Source organism: Paraburkholderia ferrariae NBRC 106233, assembly GCF_000685035.1.
Classification (GTDB): Bacteria; Pseudomonadota; Gammaproteobacteria; order Burkholderiales; family Burkholderiaceae; genus Paraburkholderia; species Paraburkholderia ferrariae.
In genome coordinates, this window is sequence record NZ_BAYB01000012.1 from 141,942 (window position 1) to 157,546 (window position 15,605).

Annotated in this window: 17 protein-coding genes; 7 read left to right on the forward strand and 10 right to left on the reverse strand. The window is 67.3% G+C overall.

The window, feature by feature from the left end; all coding sequences use genetic code 11:
• Positions 1 to 16: 16 nt before the first annotated feature.
• Positions 17 to 1,363, forward strand: a complete 1,347-nt coding sequence (locus tag BFE01S_RS14495) for an ABC transporter ATP-binding protein (protein WP_028226144.1) — start codon at positions 17 to 19, stop codon at positions 1,361 to 1,363.
• A 121-nt stretch (positions 1,364 to 1,484) separates the two neighbouring features.
• Here the strand turns inward: BFE01S_RS14495 and BFE01S_RS14500 are convergent, their stop codons facing one another.
• The 3 genes from BFE01S_RS14500 to BFE01S_RS14510 form a co-directional block, all read right to left on the reverse strand.
• Positions 1,485 to 2,018, reverse strand: a complete 534-nt coding sequence (locus BFE01S_RS14500; RefSeq protein ID WP_028226145.1) for a hypothetical protein — start codon at positions 2,016 to 2,018, stop codon at positions 1,485 to 1,487.
• Positions 2,015 to 2,596, reverse strand: a complete 582-nt coding sequence (locus tag BFE01S_RS14505; RefSeq protein ID WP_156967007.1) for a hypothetical protein — start codon at positions 2,594 to 2,596, stop codon at positions 2,015 to 2,017. The genes BFE01S_RS14500 and BFE01S_RS14505 overlap by 4 nt, the downstream gene beginning before the upstream one ends.
• A gap of 175 nt (positions 2,597 to 2,771) precedes the next feature.
• Entirely contained in the window at positions 2,772 to 3,914 is a 1,143-nt protein-coding gene (locus BFE01S_RS14510) for a sigma-54 interaction domain-containing protein (RefSeq protein WP_028226147.1), read from the reverse strand.
• Between the two features lie 466 nt (positions 3,915 to 4,380).
• On the opposite strand from BFE01S_RS14510, the gene BFE01S_RS38610 reads away from it, so the two are divergent.
• The 5 genes from BFE01S_RS38610 (at position 4,381) to otsA (ending at position 8,807) form a co-directional block, all read left to right on the forward strand.
• Positions 4,381 to 4,692, forward strand: a complete 312-nt coding sequence (locus BFE01S_RS38610) for a hypothetical protein (RefSeq protein ID WP_052420878.1) — start codon at positions 4,381 to 4,383, stop codon at positions 4,690 to 4,692.
• A 341-nt stretch (positions 4,693 to 5,033) separates the two neighbouring features.
• The gene (locus BFE01S_RS14520) at positions 5,034 to 6,440 is read left to right on the forward strand and encodes a sigma-54-dependent transcriptional regulator (RefSeq protein ID WP_028226148.1); all 1,407 of its coding nucleotides are present in this window, start codon (positions 5,034 to 5,036) and stop codon (positions 6,438 to 6,440) included.
• 67 nt (positions 6,441 to 6,507) lie between these two features.
• On the forward strand, positions 6,508 to 6,705 hold the full coding sequence (locus BFE01S_RS38615) for a hypothetical protein (RefSeq protein WP_042337666.1): 198 nt from the start codon (positions 6,508 to 6,510) through the stop codon (positions 6,703 to 6,705).
• 147 nt (positions 6,706 to 6,852) lie between these two features.
• The gene (locus tag BFE01S_RS14530) at positions 6,853 to 7,077 is read left to right on the forward strand and encodes a hypothetical protein (RefSeq protein WP_028226149.1); all 225 of its coding nucleotides are present in this window, start codon (positions 6,853 to 6,855) and stop codon (positions 7,075 to 7,077) included.
• A 245-nt stretch (positions 7,078 to 7,322) separates the two neighbouring features.
• The gene (gene otsA, locus BFE01S_RS38620; RefSeq protein WP_084169841.1) at positions 7,323 to 8,807 is read left to right on the forward strand and encodes an alpha,alpha-trehalose-phosphate synthase (UDP-forming); all 1,485 of its coding nucleotides are present in this window, start codon (positions 7,323 to 7,325) and stop codon (positions 8,805 to 8,807) included.
• A gap of 110 nt (positions 8,808 to 8,917) precedes the next feature.
• Here otsA and BFE01S_RS14540 read toward each other — a convergent pair whose 3' ends face one another.
• The 7 genes from BFE01S_RS14540 to BFE01S_RS14580 form a co-directional block, all read right to left on the reverse strand.
• Entirely contained in the window at positions 8,918 to 9,487 is a 570-nt protein-coding gene (locus BFE01S_RS14540; RefSeq protein ID WP_028226150.1) for a hypothetical protein, read from the reverse strand.
• A gap of 229 nt (positions 9,488 to 9,716) precedes the next feature.
• Positions 9,717 to 11,132 (reverse strand): MFS transporter, encoded by a 1,416-nt coding sequence (locus BFE01S_RS14545; RefSeq protein WP_042337667.1) that lies wholly within the window; start codon positions 11,130 to 11,132, stop codon positions 9,717 to 9,719.
• Positions 11,133 to 11,274: 142 nt separating this feature from the next.
• On the reverse strand, positions 11,275 to 11,778 hold the full coding sequence (locus tag BFE01S_RS14550; protein WP_028226152.1) for a YbhB/YbcL family Raf kinase inhibitor-like protein: 504 nt from the start codon (positions 11,776 to 11,778) through the stop codon (positions 11,275 to 11,277).
• Between the two features lie 185 nt (positions 11,779 to 11,963).
• Positions 11,964 to 12,413 (reverse strand): very short patch repair endonuclease, encoded by a 450-nt coding sequence (locus tag BFE01S_RS14555; RefSeq protein ID WP_028226153.1) that lies wholly within the window; start codon positions 12,411 to 12,413, stop codon positions 11,964 to 11,966.
• A 33-nt stretch (positions 12,414 to 12,446) separates the two neighbouring features.
• Entirely contained in the window at positions 12,447 to 13,799 is a 1,353-nt protein-coding gene (dcm, locus tag BFE01S_RS38625; protein ID WP_084169843.1) for a DNA (cytosine-5-)-methyltransferase, read from the reverse strand.
• A 91-nt stretch (positions 13,800 to 13,890) separates the two neighbouring features.
• On the reverse strand, positions 13,891 to 14,154 hold the full coding sequence (locus BFE01S_RS38630) for a hypothetical protein (protein WP_322787827.1): 264 nt from the start codon (positions 14,152 to 14,154) through the stop codon (positions 13,891 to 13,893).
• A 404-nt stretch (positions 14,155 to 14,558) separates the two neighbouring features.
• Positions 14,559 to 14,831, reverse strand: a complete 273-nt coding sequence (locus BFE01S_RS14580) for a hypothetical protein (protein WP_028226155.1) — start codon at positions 14,829 to 14,831, stop codon at positions 14,559 to 14,561.
• Positions 14,832 to 15,404: 573 nt separating this feature from the next.
• Between BFE01S_RS14580 and BFE01S_RS44270 the strand changes: the two genes are divergently transcribed.
• Positions 15,405 to 15,566, forward strand: coding sequence for a hypothetical protein (locus tag BFE01S_RS44270; RefSeq protein ID WP_156967009.1), 162 nt, complete (start codon positions 15,405 to 15,407; stop codon positions 15,564 to 15,566).
• Positions 15,567 to 15,605: the final 39 nt, after the last annotated feature.

Here is a 15,605-nt window from a genome sequence, read left to right on the forward strand (position 1 = left end):
ACCGAAGGCAAACGCGATGCAAAATCCCAAGACTCTGAGTGCCGTAGCCAGCGACGTCGAAACGCCCGCGCCGCCGCGGCTGGGCGAGGAAATCCTGCGCGTGCAGGACGTGTGCCGGGGCTTCAACAAGGCCCAGGGCGAATTGCTCGTGCTCGACGACGCGAATCTGTCGCTGCGCGAAGGCGAGATCGTCGGGCTGCTGGGCCGTTCGGGCTCGGGCAAGTCCACGCTCCTGCGCATCATCGCGGGCCTCATTTCGCCGACTTCGGGTGAGATCATCTGGCGCGGCAAGCCGCTCGACGGCCCGGCCAAGGGCGTCGCGATGGTGTTCCAGACCTTCGCGCTCTTTCCGTGGCTCACGGTGCTGCAAAACGTGGAAGCGGGACTCGAAGCGCAGGGCGTGGGCGCGCGCGAACGCCGCGAACGCGCGCTGGCGGCCATCGACCTGATCGGTCTGGACGGCTTCGAAAACGCCTACCCGCGCGAACTCTCGGGCGGCATGCGCCAGCGCGTGGGCTTCGCGCGCGCGCTCGTGGTCGATCCCATGCTGATGCTGATGGACGAGCCGTTCTCGGCGCTCGACGTGCTGACCGCCGAAACGCTGCGTACCGACCTGCTCGACCTGTGGACGCAAGGGCGCCTGCCGATCAAGTCGGTGCTGATCGTCACGCACAACATCGAGGAAGCGGTGTTCATGTGCGACCGCATTCTCGTGCTCTCGTCGAACCCGGGCAAGGTGGTAGCCGAGATCGAGGTGCCGTTCAAGCATCCGCGCAACCGTCTCGACCCGGCGTTCCGCAAGCTCGTGGACGACATCTACGCGAAGATGACCGCGCGCCAGATCGGCGAGACGACGAAGAAGGGGCTCGAACTCGGTAGCTGGCTGCCGCGCGTTTCGACCAACCTGATGGCCGGTCTGATCGAGACGCTCGCGATGGCGCCGTACCATGGCCGCGCGGACATGCCGGAAATCGCGCGCACGCTGCATCTGGAAGTGGACGATCTCTTCCCGATCGCGGAAGTGCTGCAGAACCTGGGCTTTGCCGACGTGCGCGAAGGCGACGTGCTGCTCACGCCGCCGGGGCGCGTGTTCGCGGAGTTCGGCACGCAGGAGCGCAAGATGATGTTCGCCGAGCATCTGTTGCGGCACGTGCCGCTCGCGGCGCGGATCAAGAAGGTGCTGGGCGAGCGCCCGGGCCACCGCGCGCCGCGCGTGCGCTTCGAGCAGGAGCTGGAGGACTTCCTCTCCGACGGCGCCGCCGAAGAGACGCTCGACACGGTGATCGACTGGGGCCGTTACGGCGAGATCTTCTCGTATAACGACCAGTCGGAAATCTTCAGCCTCGAAGACGTGGAGTCCTGAGCGCGCCCAGTTGTCCATCGGGTTGTCGTCGGGTTGCAAGGCCCGCAAAGAAAACGGTCGCGCAGTGCAGTTCGCCCTGGCGACCGTTTTTTCGTTCTTGCCGCGTTGCTGGTTCGCGGCGTTACTGCAGCGTGCCCCACCGTTCGACGGCCGGCTCGGCCGATGCCCACTTCCAGCCGCTCGCGTCGCGGCAGGTGCTGGCGGTGAACCACATTTCGGGCGCGTCGGCGGCGTCGCCGTCCTGCACCGAGAACGCGAACTCCTTGCACAGCGCGAGCGCCGAAGCGAACGCGCGCGTCACGCGCACCTGGCCGTGACCGTTCTCGACCGGCAGCGTGTGCTTGATGCGCCAGATGTCCATGCCGCCCACCGGCAACCGGCCAGCGGTTTCGGCGATCAGTTGCTGCTGGTCGGCGTGCATGTTCTTCATGAAGCGGTTCACCGCTTCGTCGGTGGCCGCCTGCACGGCAATGCCCACTCCCACGCCGACGGCCGGGTTGGCCGTGGCGATGCCCGTTGCGGCGGCGGCCGCCGCGCCGCTGGCGGCGCCTATCGACGAGCAGCCGCTCGCGCCGAGCGCCGCGAGCGCGCAGACGGCGGCGAGCGCGAGCAAGCGCGGGAGGCCGGCGCCGGGCGGGCAGGAGCGCGCCGTCATTGCAGCGCGCCCCAGCGCTCGGTGGCGGGCTCGGCGGAGGCCCACTTCCAGTTCTCGCCGTCGCGGCACACGGCGGCTACGTAGAACGCGCTGCTGGCGGGGGCGTCCTTCGTCGCGTCGTGATCGACCGAGAACACGATTTCCTTGCAATCGAGCGCGCCGCTGCTGATCGTGCGGCTCACGGTGACGCGGCCGTGCTCGTCGTCCTCGATGGGGAACGAGTGCGTAATGGACCACGGCGCCACGCCGCCTACGTCGAGCGGGCCGGCCACCTTCGCGATGCTGTCCTGGGTGTTGCGGTGAACAACCCGTTCGGAGTACTGCACGCCGGCTTTCGCCGCGGCGACGAAACCGAGGCCGATGCCGGTCGCAACCGAGGCATTGTTCGTGACCTTCGAGGCGATGGCGGCACCCCCGATACCCGCACCCGTTTGCGCGCCTTCGGAATAGAGCGAGCTGCAGGCGGAAGAGGCGAGGCTCAACGCGGCGAGCAGGGCGAACGAGGCCGCGCGCCGTGGAGAGAGCGTGAGGATTGCGACGGGGGAGGTGGGCCGCGCCGCGGCACTTCGATCTTGCATGTTCTATCCCTGCCTTGCGCCGGCCGCCACGGGACGGGCGTGTGGCGCACTTTGTGCTGTCGCGAATTGTGCAGGACGCGACCCGCGATGAGGATAGGGAAAGTGCAAAAGTTTGCAAAATCTGGTGCGGCATGCGCGGTTGCGTGCTTGGGGGCGCCCGATCGCGCCCGCACGCCTAGCCCGGCTCGGGCGTACTCGCGTCCTCTTCGTCGGCGCTGTCTTGCGCGCCGTAGCTGCCGAGACGGTTGTAGAGCGTCTTGAGGCTCACGCCCAGCGTGCGCGCCGCCAGCCGCTTGTCGCCGCCGCAGTGTTTGAGCGTGCCGAGAATGATCTGCTTCTGCGCATCCGCGAGCGGGGTGCCGATCCACACGCTCATTGCATCGCCCTGCGTGACCGGCCTCTTCACGCGCGGCACCAGTTGCGGATGGGCGATCTCCACCGTCTTCTCCGCGAGGATGAAGGCGCGATACACCGCGTTCTTGAGCTCGCGCACGTTGCCGGGCCACGACCAGTTGCGCACCGCTTCGAGCGCGCGCTTGCTGAAGGTTTTCTGCGTGCCCTCCTGCTGGTTGAGCTGCGCGAGAAAGTGCTGCGCGAGCAGTTCGCGGTCGCGCTCGCGCTCGCGCAGCGGCGGCGTGCGCAGCGGAAACACGGCCAGCCGGTACATCAGATCCTCGCGCAGGTAGCCGTCCTTCACGGCCGCCACGGGGTCGCGGTTGGTCGCCGCGATGATGCGCACGTCGCCGCATATGGCCGCGTTGCCGCCCACCGGAAGGTACTCGCCGGTTTCGAGCGCACGCAGGAGCTTCACCTGGTGCAGCAGCGACATCTCGGTGATTTCGTCGAGAAATAGCGTACCGCCGCGCGCATGCTCGAAGTGGCCGGCGCGCGCTTCGATGGCGCCGGTGAAGCTGCCTTTCTCGTGACCGAAGAGTTCGGCTTCGATCAGCTCGTCCGGAATCGCGCCGCAGTTGACCGCGATGAAGGGGCCATCGTGCCGCGCGCTGCGGTCGTGAATCGTGCGGGCCACGAGTTCCTTGCCCGTGCCCGATTCGCCGACGATCAGCGCGGTGGCTTCGGTGACGGCCACGCGTTCGATCTGCGTGTAGAGTTCCTGCATCACGTCCGACGAGCCGTAGAGCAGGCCGTAGGACTGTAATCCGGCGACGCGTGCGTCGCCATTGCCGGTTTCGTTGCCCGCGCCTGCGGTGCTGCCTGCCGTGTTGCCTCGATCGCTGCCGGCGGACTTGCCGGCGCTTTTGCCGTTGCCCCGCTCATTGCGCGTGGCGGTGGGCGAGCCCTGCTCGATTGACGCCATAAGGGTAGTCGTCCTGCAAAGGGTTTCAAACGCCGCCGGGCGTAAGGCCCGGGCGCTGTGCGGCCGCGCGCCGGGGGCGGGTTCGTGCATGGCCGTCCAGGACTGGCGCCGGCGAGGCGCGCCGACGGCCGCAATATTTCCATCTCGTAAACATTTAACCACTGTGCCGTGTTGCAGGGCAATGGACGTGCCGCGAGGGCGGGACGAAAGGGCAGGCAGCGCCGCAACGGCATGAATCCTGCTCGCCCATGTTGTGGCCCGTGTTGTGGGCGATGGTATGGCCAACGCGGTGAGGCAATGCAGTGCGCCGATGCCGGGGGGGGCGAGGCCATGACGCCACGGAAAGCCGGGAACTCGGACGATTCCGGCGCGTCGCACGAAATATGAGACGTGCCGCAGCCAGCCTCGAAAGCGGGGCCGCTTGTGCCAGGGAGGACGCGATATGCGCAGGAACAGGACGAATCTGATGGGAGCGCTGATTGCCGTCGGCGCGCTGAGCGCGACAGCGGGGATGCTGGCGTGGCGATGGTCGCAGCGCCATCGCGCGCAGCGCTCCACCTATCACCGCGAACTGAGCCGCTGGGAGGGCGAAGGCGGCTCGCTCGATTCGAACCCCGCCGATCTGGCCGAGACCGCGGAAGCGGTGGCCGCGGCGGCGTCCGGCGGCTCGCCGGCCGGGGTCATGAGCGCGGCCTCGGCCAATGCGGCTTCGACGGCTTCGGCGGTTTCGAACGGCGCGGCGGGCACACCCTGGCCGTTCCCGCACGGCAACGCCTGAGCGCAGCCGGGCGCCCGAGCCCTCGGCTTCCCGCTCGCCGCGGCAGCGGACGGTGCGGCTCCGTGCCGCACCCGAATCGGTCTATAATGGTCATATTTGGAACAATCTAAGTTTGGATTGCCGGATGATGGTGGGATTGTTGCCGTATAGCAGCTAAATTGCCTCCATCACCTCTTCGTCGCGCGTTTTCGGGCCTGGCGGGGAATCCGGCCGTTTCGTACGTTTCGTACTCCACCGTGCAGCATCACTGCGGGCGGCGCCCGTCGCCGTGGTCCGGTGTATCGGACGCGGCCGGTCTGCCTTGCGTGGAGCCATTCACCTTTCAGGGCTGACGAGACGCGATGCCACATGTATTGATTGTCGATGACGATGCCGGAACCCGCGAGGCGCTCGCCGCCGTCGTGGGCGAAGACGGGCTCACCACCGCCCAGGCCGGCGACCTGCGCGAGGCGCGCATCCAGCTCGTGCGCCAGATGCCGGACGTGGTCTTCACCGACCTGAAGCTGCCGGACGGCAGCGGCACGGACCTCTTTCAGGATCTCGACCCGCGCTCGGGCGTGGAACTCGTGGTCATCACGGGCCACGCCACCGTGGAGACCGCCGTCGATGCGCTCAAGGCGGGCGCGATCGACTATCTGGTCAAGCCGATCAACCTGCAGCGCGTGAAGGCGATCCTGAACCGCCTGCCGCGCGCGGGCGACCTCAAGGCCGAGATCGGCACCTTGCGCGGCGAACTGCGCCGCATGGGGCGCTTTGGGCTCATGCTGGGCAGCTCGTCGGTCATGCAGGATGTCTACGACCAGATCAGCCGCGTCGCGCCCACTCCCGCCTCGGTCATGCTGGTGGGCGAGTCGGGCACCGGCAAGGAAGTCGCCGCGCAGACCATTCATCAGCTCAGCCTGCGGCGCAAGCACGAATTCCTCGCCGTGAACTGCGGCGCGATCTCGCCCAATCTGATCGAGTCGGAGATGTTCGGCCACGAGCGCGGCTCCTTCACGGGCGCGGACCGTCAGCACAAGGGCTACTTCGAGCGCGCCAACGGCGGCACGCTGTTCCTCGACGAAATCACCGAAATGCCCATCGAGCTCCAGGTGAAGCTGCTGCGCGTGCTGGAGACGGGCATGTTCATGCGCGTGGGCACGACGAAGGAGATCGAAACCGACGTGCGCCTGATCGCCGCGACGAACCGCGACCCCGAGCAGGCCGTCGAGGAGGGCAAGCTGCGCCTCGATCTCTATCACCGTCTCAACGTGTTCCCGATCAGCCTGCCGCCGCTGCGCGAGCGCGGCAAGGACGTGGAGCTGCTCGCGCAGGCGTTCCTCGACGAACTCAACGAGCGTCACGGCACGAAGAAGCAGTTTCCCGACGCCGTGCGCGAGACGCTGGCCACTTATCCGTGGCCGGGGAACGTGCGCGAGCTGAAGAACTACGTGCAGCGCGCACACATCATGTCGGGAGCCGAGGGCGACCTCACCGCTGCCGTGCCGCTGCAGATCTCGCTGTCGAGGCCGATGGCCGGGACGGCCGTGACGATCCCGTTCGGCACTTCGCTGGCCGACGCCGATCGCCAGTTGATCCTCGCCACGCTCGAGCAGTGCGGCGGCGTGAAGACGCGGGCGGCAGAAATTCTGGGCATCAGCCTGAAGACGCTCTATAACCGGCTGGTGGAGTACGGCAACGAGCCGGCGGGCAAGGGCGGCGTGGAAGAGCAGCCGCGTGCGCGCGCGGCGGGCGGCGCGAACGTCTGAGCGGCGGCCCCGTACGCGGTATGTCGCTTGCAACCCGGGCAAGGACAGCTCATTCGAGGAGTCCACCATGCCGTTTTGCCGATCCGCCGATTTTTCCCCCGACTTCTCCCGTGTGCGGCCGTGGCTTGCGCACACCCCGCAACCGGACGATCCTCCGCCGGGCGAACCCGGCGGCCCCGACACACCGCCCATCGGCGACCCGCCGCCCGAGCCGGGCGAAGTGCCGCGCTCGGGCGGCCCGCGGCCGGCCTCGCCGCCGATGTGACCCTGCGACGTACCCCTGTCGTGGCCATCCCCGCTTTTATGTACGAGTTACAAAAGCCGCGCCATTTTTACCGGCAATTTCACGCCGCGAACCCTAGACTGTAAAAGCGCCACCGCCGTGTGGCAGCCTTCCGCTGGAGGCCTGGACATGAGACATCCTGCATTGCGTCGCTCCGCACGTCACTCGGGCAAACGCGGCCCGCGCGACGGAGAACAGAAGGGCAGCATTCCGCCGTCGATGGTCGTGCCCGACTCCGCCGGGCAGAACCGTCCCGCACCCGGCACTCCGCCGGATGGCGAGCACAATCAGGGCGGCTCGCGCGCCGAGGGTATCGACTACCAGCGCGATCTCGGCTCCGAACAGGACGCCTGAGAGCACGCCCGGGCCTGGGCGGCGCGCGCAAAGGCGCGCCGTGTGCCGCAAGCGGTTTCATCGAACGCTATCGATTCTTGCGTTCTGCGCGACGCCCCGCGCGGAATGCGCTCGCCCCTGCGCCGGGGCAGCAGGAAATGGATGCGGTTCGGCACACCCGTGCCTCCCGCCAGATTGCGGCCGGCACGCATCTTGCATCCGGTTCACTGGCAAGTCTCTGTCATAACGAAACAGGAGGATTGCCGATGGGCAGACTGATCGTGGTATCGAATCGCGTCGCACCGACCCAGGAAGGGCGTCCCGCCGCAGGGGGGCTCGCAGTCGGCGTGCTGGATGCGCTCAAGGAGACCGGTGGCGTGTGGTTCGGCTGGAGCGGCGAGACCGTCGCGGAGCCCGCGCCGGCTGTCATCGAGCAGCAGGGCAGCGTCACGTACGCGACGGTCGGCCTGACCCGGCGCGACTACGACCAGTACTACAAAGGTTTTTCGAACACCACCCTCTGGCCGACCTTCCACTATCGCAACGACCTCGCGCGCTACGAGCGCCAGGAATACGGCGGCTATCTGCGCGTGAACGTGGCGCTCGCGCGCCAGTTGCAGCCGCTGATCGAGCCCGACGACATCATCTGGGTGCACGACTATCACCTGATCCCGTTCGCGCGCTGCCTGCGCGACCTCGGCGTGAAGAACCCCATCGGCTTTTTCCTGCACATTCCGCTGCCGGTGCCCGAGGTGCTGCGCTCGGTGCCGCCGCACGAAGAGCTCATGAAGTTCATGTGCCACTACGACGTGGTGGGCTTCCAGACCGATGCGGACCGCCAGGCGTTCGTCGATTACATCGAGCGCGGCGGCCACGGCAACGCGAGCGAAGACGGCATGGTGCACGCGTGGGACCGCTTCCTGAAGGTGGGCGCGTATCCGATCGGCATCTATCCCGATGCGATCGCGAAGGCCTCCGGCCAGTTCTCCGACCGCAAGCCGGTGCGCAGCCTGCGCGATGCGATGCGCGGGCGCAAGCTGATCATGAGCGTGGACCGGCTCGACTATTCGAAGGGGCTGGCCGAGCGCTTTCAGGCCTTCGAGCGTCTCTTGCAGAACGGTCCCGGCTGGCATGGGCGCGTCTCGCTGCTGCAGATTGCGCCGCCGACGCGCTCGGACGTGCAGACTTATCAGACGATCCGCCGCAATCTCGAAGGCGAGGCGGGGCGCATCAACGGACGCTTCGCGCAGCTCGACTGGACGCCGATCCAGTACCTGAACCGCAAGTACGAACGCAATCTGCTGATGGGCCTTTTCCGGCTCGCCGACGTGGGCTACGTGGCGCCGCTGCGCGACGGCATGAACCTCGTTGCGAAGGAGTACGTGGCATCGCAGGATCCCGACGATCCGGGCGTGCTCGTGCTCTCGCAGTTCGCGGGCGCGGCCGAGCAGATGCCGGGTGCGCTCGTCGTGAACCCGTACGACCTGAACCAGACGGCGGAGGCGCTCGAACGCGCGCTCTCGATGCCGCTGGCCGAGCGCCGGTCGCGCTACGAGGACATGATGGCGGGGCTGCGCAAGAACAATCTTTCGGTGTGGCGCGACACGTTCCTCGACGATTTGCGCAGCGTGGCGACGGCGGCTTCGGTGACGGCAAAGGCGCGTAGCGCCGCGCCGGCTGCGGGCGCTCCGTCATCCGCTTCGGTCCCGGCGCCGGTTCCCTCTCCGGCGGCGAAGGCCAAGGCGGGTTGAAGAAGCGGTCGATGCGGTTGCAGCGGCCGAAGCCAGGCCCGCTTCACGGCACATAAACCCACTCGCGCGGCGGCCTTCGAGCCGCCGCGTTGCTGTGCAGCAGCGCTTGCTCAAGCCTGCTGCCGCCCCGCCTCGCCGTAGGGCTCGGGCGCGCGGGTCGGGTCGAAGTCGGCCCAGTGGCCGCCTTGCCAGCGGCCCGAGGCGCGTTCGACATCGGCGGCACCCGCTGCGCTGAGCACCTCGGCGGCAATGGCCTGGTTTTCGGCGCACACGTGCACCGCGAGCAGCACGCCCGAGTTGCGCGTTTCGTGCAGCACGCGCTCGTGATGCTCGGCCATGTGCTGGCGGCTCGCACTCATGCCGATGCGCGCGCCCACCCAGGCGCCTACGCCCGCCGCAATCACGACGATCGGAAACGACGCCGACATTCCGCCGAAGATCACGACCCCCACCACGGCGCCTGCCACGGCACCGGCGGTCAGGTTGCGCGCGAGATGCGGCGACACGAGGGCCGGCGCGTGCGCCATGGCCGCATGCGCGGCGTGGCGGGCATGCTGGCCGCGCGGGTTGACGAAGAAAAGGTTCACGTCCTCCTCGAGGAAGCCGCGTGCGAACAATTGCTCGGCAACGGCCTCGGCGGCGGGAAAGGTGGTGAACCGTCCAGCGACGATCAATGACATGGACATCCCCCTTGGTTTGGCTCATGCGCCGTGAAGGGAAGAATCCGGGCGGCGGGGCGCGAGGCGCACGCAAACGCGGCACGCGAGGCGCGCCGCTGCCGCGGTTGTTTTCCGCGGTGCTCCGCGGTTTTCTGCGCGCTTTCTGCGGTTTCCCGGCCGCCGTGGCGCGCTCGCCGGCGCGTGGGGGCGGTAGAAACCCTGCAGCACTACTGAGTATAGGCAGTGGAAGTCAGGCCGGCGTACGCGCCGCATTGCCCGGCACGAGCCGCAGCATGCTGATGACGGCGGCAACGGCTGCGAAGGCCGTCGCAACGTAGAGCGCGAGGGTCGGGCCGTGCCCCGGCGCCACGCCGAAAATCAGCGCGACGAGCGCGGCGCCCAGGGTCTGGCCCGTGAGCCGCGCCGTGCCGAGCATGCCGCTCGCGCCGCCGGAACGCTCCCGCGGCGCCGAGGAGAGCATCTGCCGGTTATTGGGCGACTGGAACGTGCCGAAGCCCGCGCCGCACAGCGCCATGCGCCAGCCGATGTCGAAGGCGGTGGGATGCGCGTCGAGTGTCGCGAGGAGCGCGAGGCCGGCTGCGAACATCGCGAGCCCGATGCCGCCGAGGATGCCTGCGGGATAGCGGTCGGAGAGCCAGCCGGCGAGCGGCGCGGCGCCGACGATCACGAGCGGCCAGGGCGTCATGAGAAAGCCCGTTTGCACCTGCGAGAGCCCGAAGGTGTTCTGCAGCAGGAAGGGCAGCGCGACGAAGGCGAGCATCTGCGCGCAGAACGAGCAAACCGACGTGCATATCGAGAGCGCGAACACCGGAATGCCGAGGAGATCGACGGGCAGCAGCGGCGCGGGCTGGCTCAACTGGCGGCGCACGAAGAACCAGCCGATCACCGCCGCCGCGACGAATTCGGCGGCGATCCAGGTGCGGCGCTCGCCGTGGCCGAGACCGTCGACGGCGAAAATCAGGAGCCCGAACACCAGCGCGTTGAGCACGGCGCTCAAGTAGTCGTAGGGGGCGGGATGCGGCTCGTTCACGGGCAGCGCGCGCAGGCCGAGCACGTATCCCGCAATGCCGATCGGCACGTTGATCGCGAAGAGCCACGGCCAGGAGGCGATCGAGAGCACGCCCGAAGCGAGGGTCGGGCCGACGGCCGAAGCCACGGCCACAACCATCGCGTTGATCGCGACGCCGCGGCCCAGATGGGCGCGCGGATAGATCATGCGTACGAGCGCGGTGTTGACGCTCATGATGCCGGCGCCGCCCAGCCCCTGCACCACGCGCGCGAGTGCGAGCGTGGGCAGCGAATCGGAGAGCGCGCAGCCGAGCGAGGCGATGGTGAAGAGCCCGAGGCCCCACAGATAGACGCGCCGGTAGCCGATGCGGTCGCCGAGCGAAGCGAGCGGCAGGAGCGAGATCGTGACCGAAAGCTGGTAGGCGTTGACGATCCAGATCGAACTGGCGTCGCTGGCGTGAAGATGGCGCGCGATGGTGGGCAGCGCAACGTTGGCAATCGCGCTGTCGAGCACGGCGAGCGTGATGCCCAGCGCGACCACGACGATGGCGTGATAGCGCTGCGGAAGCGGCAGGCCGGGTTCCGCATCGGCGGCGGAGTCGGCGGCGGGGTGGGGCAGCGTGGACGTGGTGGGCATCGATGAGCGGGCGCGCAGCCCGCGTTCTGGATTCGGAAGCGGCGTGGCGATCCTTGTGGCAGGTGGCAGGCACGCGGGCGCGGCATGTGGCGGCGCGCGGGATTCGCCCGTCCTCCGCCCGTCCGCCGTGCCCGGTGCGCGTTTATTTCAGCTCATAGAGCCCGACGTAGGTCGTCGAATCGACCTCGTTCAGGTGCGTCATGAAGCGTGCCACCGCATTGGTCGTCTCGGGCGTGACCGGAAGTTGCTCCACCTTCAGCGCATGCACGCGGAAGATGTAGCGATGCGGCTTGTCGCCGCGCGGCGGTGCGGCGCCGCCGAAGCCGACCGTGCCGTAATCGTTGCGCACCTGCACGGCGCCGCCCGGCAGCAGGCTGCCGTCCGCCTTGCCGGCGTTGCGCGCGAGCGCGCGCACATCGACGGGAATGTTGACGACGACCCAGTGCCAGAAGCCGCTGCCCGTCGGCGCGTCCGGATCGTAGACGGTGAGCGCGAAACTTTGCGTGTCGATGGGTGGGTCGTCCCATTGCAGCGCGGGCGGAACATTGTCGCCGTCCACGCCGAAGGCGCGTTCGTCGAATTCCTGCGCTTTCGGCATGAAGCCGTTGTTGGGGAAGTCGTCGGACCAGAGTCGGAATTCAGCCATCGGATGTCTCCTTCTCGTGTGTTGTCGCCGCGTGGGTGTCTGGGTGTGTCTGGACATGCGGCTTGTCGATCGAGTTTATCACCGCGTGGTGGAGGCAGATGGCGGGCGGGCACGGCGAGGGCGAAACAGGGGCGGCGCACGCGCGCGTCGCCGCATGGCACGACGGCGTCGCTCGCTGCGTCACCTCACCCACGCGCTTCGAACCACCCCGATTCCCCGTCCTTGAGCCACGCCTCGAGCCGCTCGACCACTTGCGCCGGATCGTGATTCGCGCCGCGCAGCGCGCATTCCCAGATCACCGCGACGCGCCAGCCCTGCGCGGCCAGCGCGGCGAGCGCCCGGGCGTCGTTGGCCTGGTTGCGCGCGATCTTTTCGCGCCAGAACTCGGGGCGCGTTTGCGGCCATTTGAAGAGCGCGCAACGGTGGCCGTGCCAGAAGCAGCCGTGCACGAACACGGCGGCGCGGTAGCGCGGCAAGACGATGTCCGGGCGCCCCGGGAGCTCGCGCACGTCGATCCGGAAGCGAAAGCCGCGCCGGTGCAGCAGGCTGCGGATCACGCGCTCCGGGCGGGTGTTGCGGCCGCGGATGCCGGACATCATCCGGCTGCGGGTGGCGGGATCGACGACATCGACCATCGTTGTGCCCGTCCCGTTGCGGTGTGCGAGCGTTCAGGCCGCCTCAGCGACCGGCTGGGTGCGTGCCGCCCTGGCCGCCGCGCGGCGGGGCGTGACTGCCTTCGCCGGCGCCTTCGCCCTCGCCTGGGTTTTCGCCCCGGCGAGCGTCGCATCGAGATGCGGCATCATCGTGCGCGCCACCTCGCGCATCACCGGCATCACCACGCTGTTGCCGAACTGGCGGTAGGCCTGGGTGTCGCTCACGGGAATGCGGAAGGTATCGGGAAAGCCCATCAGCCGTGCGCACTCGCGCGGCGTGAGGCGGCGCGGACGCAGACCTTCGCCCTGATGCACGAGAATCTCGCTGCCGTCCTTGTGATAGCGCGCGGAAAGCGTGCGCGTCACGCTCTCGGGAAACGCGAGCCCGTAGCCGAAGCCGTTGCCCGCGGCGCGGTGTTTCTCCGCATATTGCTGCAGGTAGCGCCAGAGGCCGGGCGTGAGCGTGTATTTCGGCTGCACCTGGCGCGCGCCGTGGTCGAAGAAGCGTTCGCCGTCCCACGGCAGCACCGGCTCGCTGCCGTCCGTGCGATGCAGGATCGAGGCGAGGCGCGGACCTTCTTCGGGCAGCGCGAGCGCGTCCCACGAAAACGATGTTTTCTCGCGAAAGCCCGCGATGATGATGCGTTCGCGATGCTGCGGCGTGAAATGCCGCCCGTCGATCACGCGGTAATGCACGTCGTAGCCCAGTTCGTCGCGCAGTACCTGGAGAATCACGTCGAAGGTCCGGCCGCGGTCGTGCGAGAGCAGATTCTTGACGTTTTCGAGCAGGAAGGCGGCGGGGCGCTTCTCGGCGATGATGCGCGCCACGTCGAAGAACAGCGTGCCCTGGGTCGTGCATTCGAAGCCGTGCGGCCGGCCGAGCGCGTTCTTCTTCGAGACGCCCGCAATCGAAAACGGCTGGCACGGAAAGCCCGCGAGCAGGACGTCGTGGTCGGGGACGGCGGCGGCTTCGCAGGTCGTGATGTCGCCGACGAAGGGGTGATGCTCGCCGTAGTTCTCCAGATAGGTCTTCTTCGAGAACGGATTCCACTCGCTCGTGAACACGCACTCGCCGCCCTGCGCTTCGAAGCCCATGCGGATGCCGCCGATGCCCGCAAAGAGGTCGATGAAGCGAAACCGCGCCGGCGCAGCGGCGGCGCGCTCGCCGCCGCGCAGGAGTTCGCGCAGGGCGGCTTCGAGCATCGCGGGGCAAGGCGTTTCGCCCTTTTCCCAGCGGCGCACGGTCTTGACGTCCTTGCCGACGTGCTCGGCGATCTGCTGCTGGGTGAAACGCTGACGTGCCTGCTGAAGCAGGTCTCGCGGATGGGCCGTGGGCACGAAGTCCTCTCTGGGTATTTTGGCGGACATTATGACCGACAGGCGACCCGCGGCGCCAGGACTTCCGTGGGGCGCCAGGCGTGGTGTTGCGGGCGGCTCGCGTGCCGCCCGTGAGGCGTGCTCAGCAGTGCACCGGGCCGGCGGCGGCGCGGTGCTGAGCCGAAGCCTGCGCGGTGCGGCGCGTGTCGTGTTCGTCGAGCTGATGGAGAAGGCTGTCGATTTCGCCCAACTGGCCTTTGTTGACGTGCCCGGTTTCGAGCAGCCGGTGCAGGCGCTTGCGCCAGTAAGGCGCCGGCAGGATCGAGCCGCCCATGTCGCCCGAGAGCGAAAGCGGCATGACGCGGCGAATGTGCGCGATGTCCTGATCGATGAGGTTCGACATCATGTGCCCGGCTGGGATGGAACGGTTGGAGTCCATATGGGCCATTACGGCAGGCAGCGCCGCAACTTGAGGGTCGCATGCATCCACGTTTACCCGGATCGGCGGAGACGGGCGGACAGCGGCGGCGGCTGCGAACGGTGCCGGGGGCTAGCTGGAAGCCCGCGGGCGGCCGGGTCTAGCGCAGCAGGAGCATGGCCAGCGACGAAGCCACGACTGTCGCCAAAGCCGCCATGAATGCAAAAACGTAGGAGGGAGTCATTGCCTGCACCATCGAATCTGACGGATTCAATCGTAGGCGATAGCGCGCATCGGAAAGGTTAACAATGGACAAAATCCGATGGAGCAAGCGGTAAACAACCAACCGGCAGCCGGGCCCGGCGCGATGCCGCGGCCGGGCCGGCGTGCGCTTATTCGCCCTGCGGCGCGGCGCCGGCCTGGGGTCGCGCTGCGCCTTCGAAGAAGCGGCGCGTCGCTTCGAACGATTGCAGCATCTGGTCGGGCCAGGGCGTCTGAAGCATCACGGCCTGATGGTTTTCGAACGCCGACGCGAGCAGCTTCGCCAGTTCCGGCGAGTTCAGGTGGCGCAGCACCACGCTCAACGCGATGGCGGTGGCCTGGCTCGCGCCCGCCGTCTGCAGTTCGGAAGCGGTGAGGGCGGCGACCTGCTTGTTGATGTCCATGGAGTGTCCTGGCTCGGAAAGTGACGCGGCGAAGGGGGCGCGGCGGGGCCGCAAGGCGGCCGGCGCCGCGCGCGCCGGCGTGCTGCGGGAGCGGTTTCCCGCGCCCTTTGCCGTACAGCTTGCGCGGCTTGCACGTATTGCGCGCCGGGATTGGGTGACTGGTCCCCCTGGCAGGAATCGAACCTGCATCTAGCGCTTAGGAGGCCGAGGCTTCCTCTAATAAAATCAGTTGGTTACGCGATTATTTAGGAGTGTTGGGACAAATTTGGGACACTTAGTCTAAAACTAATCGTTCGGAGATTGTAAGCTAAATTTTTCTTCAAAAACAAGTGGTTACTATGAATTGCAATTGGCGTCTCAGAGGCGCTAGTGCTAAAGTCCAGATTTTCGATGAATACATGTCGAAACGCAAGTTTCCCACTGCGGGCGTGTCTATGATTCGGATGGGTGATACCTTTGCGCGAAGGGGACTGGACAGGCAGTCGGCAACGGTCAGGTCCGCCAAAGGCGATATCGAGCCTGTTGTTTCGGCACGCCAGAATATGCTATTGGCATTTTTCTCGGGGCTGTGCGATGAATGATCACGAACGGCGAGAACAAGCAGAAGCACTTTTGAAAAGATTAGAATTGGGACAGGAAGATATTCGTCAGGGCCGGTATGTTCCAGTCGAAGAGCTATTCTCTGAAATCGAGGCGGTGGATAATGGTGAAACTTATATGAGCCGAGATCAGTAAAGTTGGTCATGTTCACAAAATTGAAAAAATAAGTTGTCT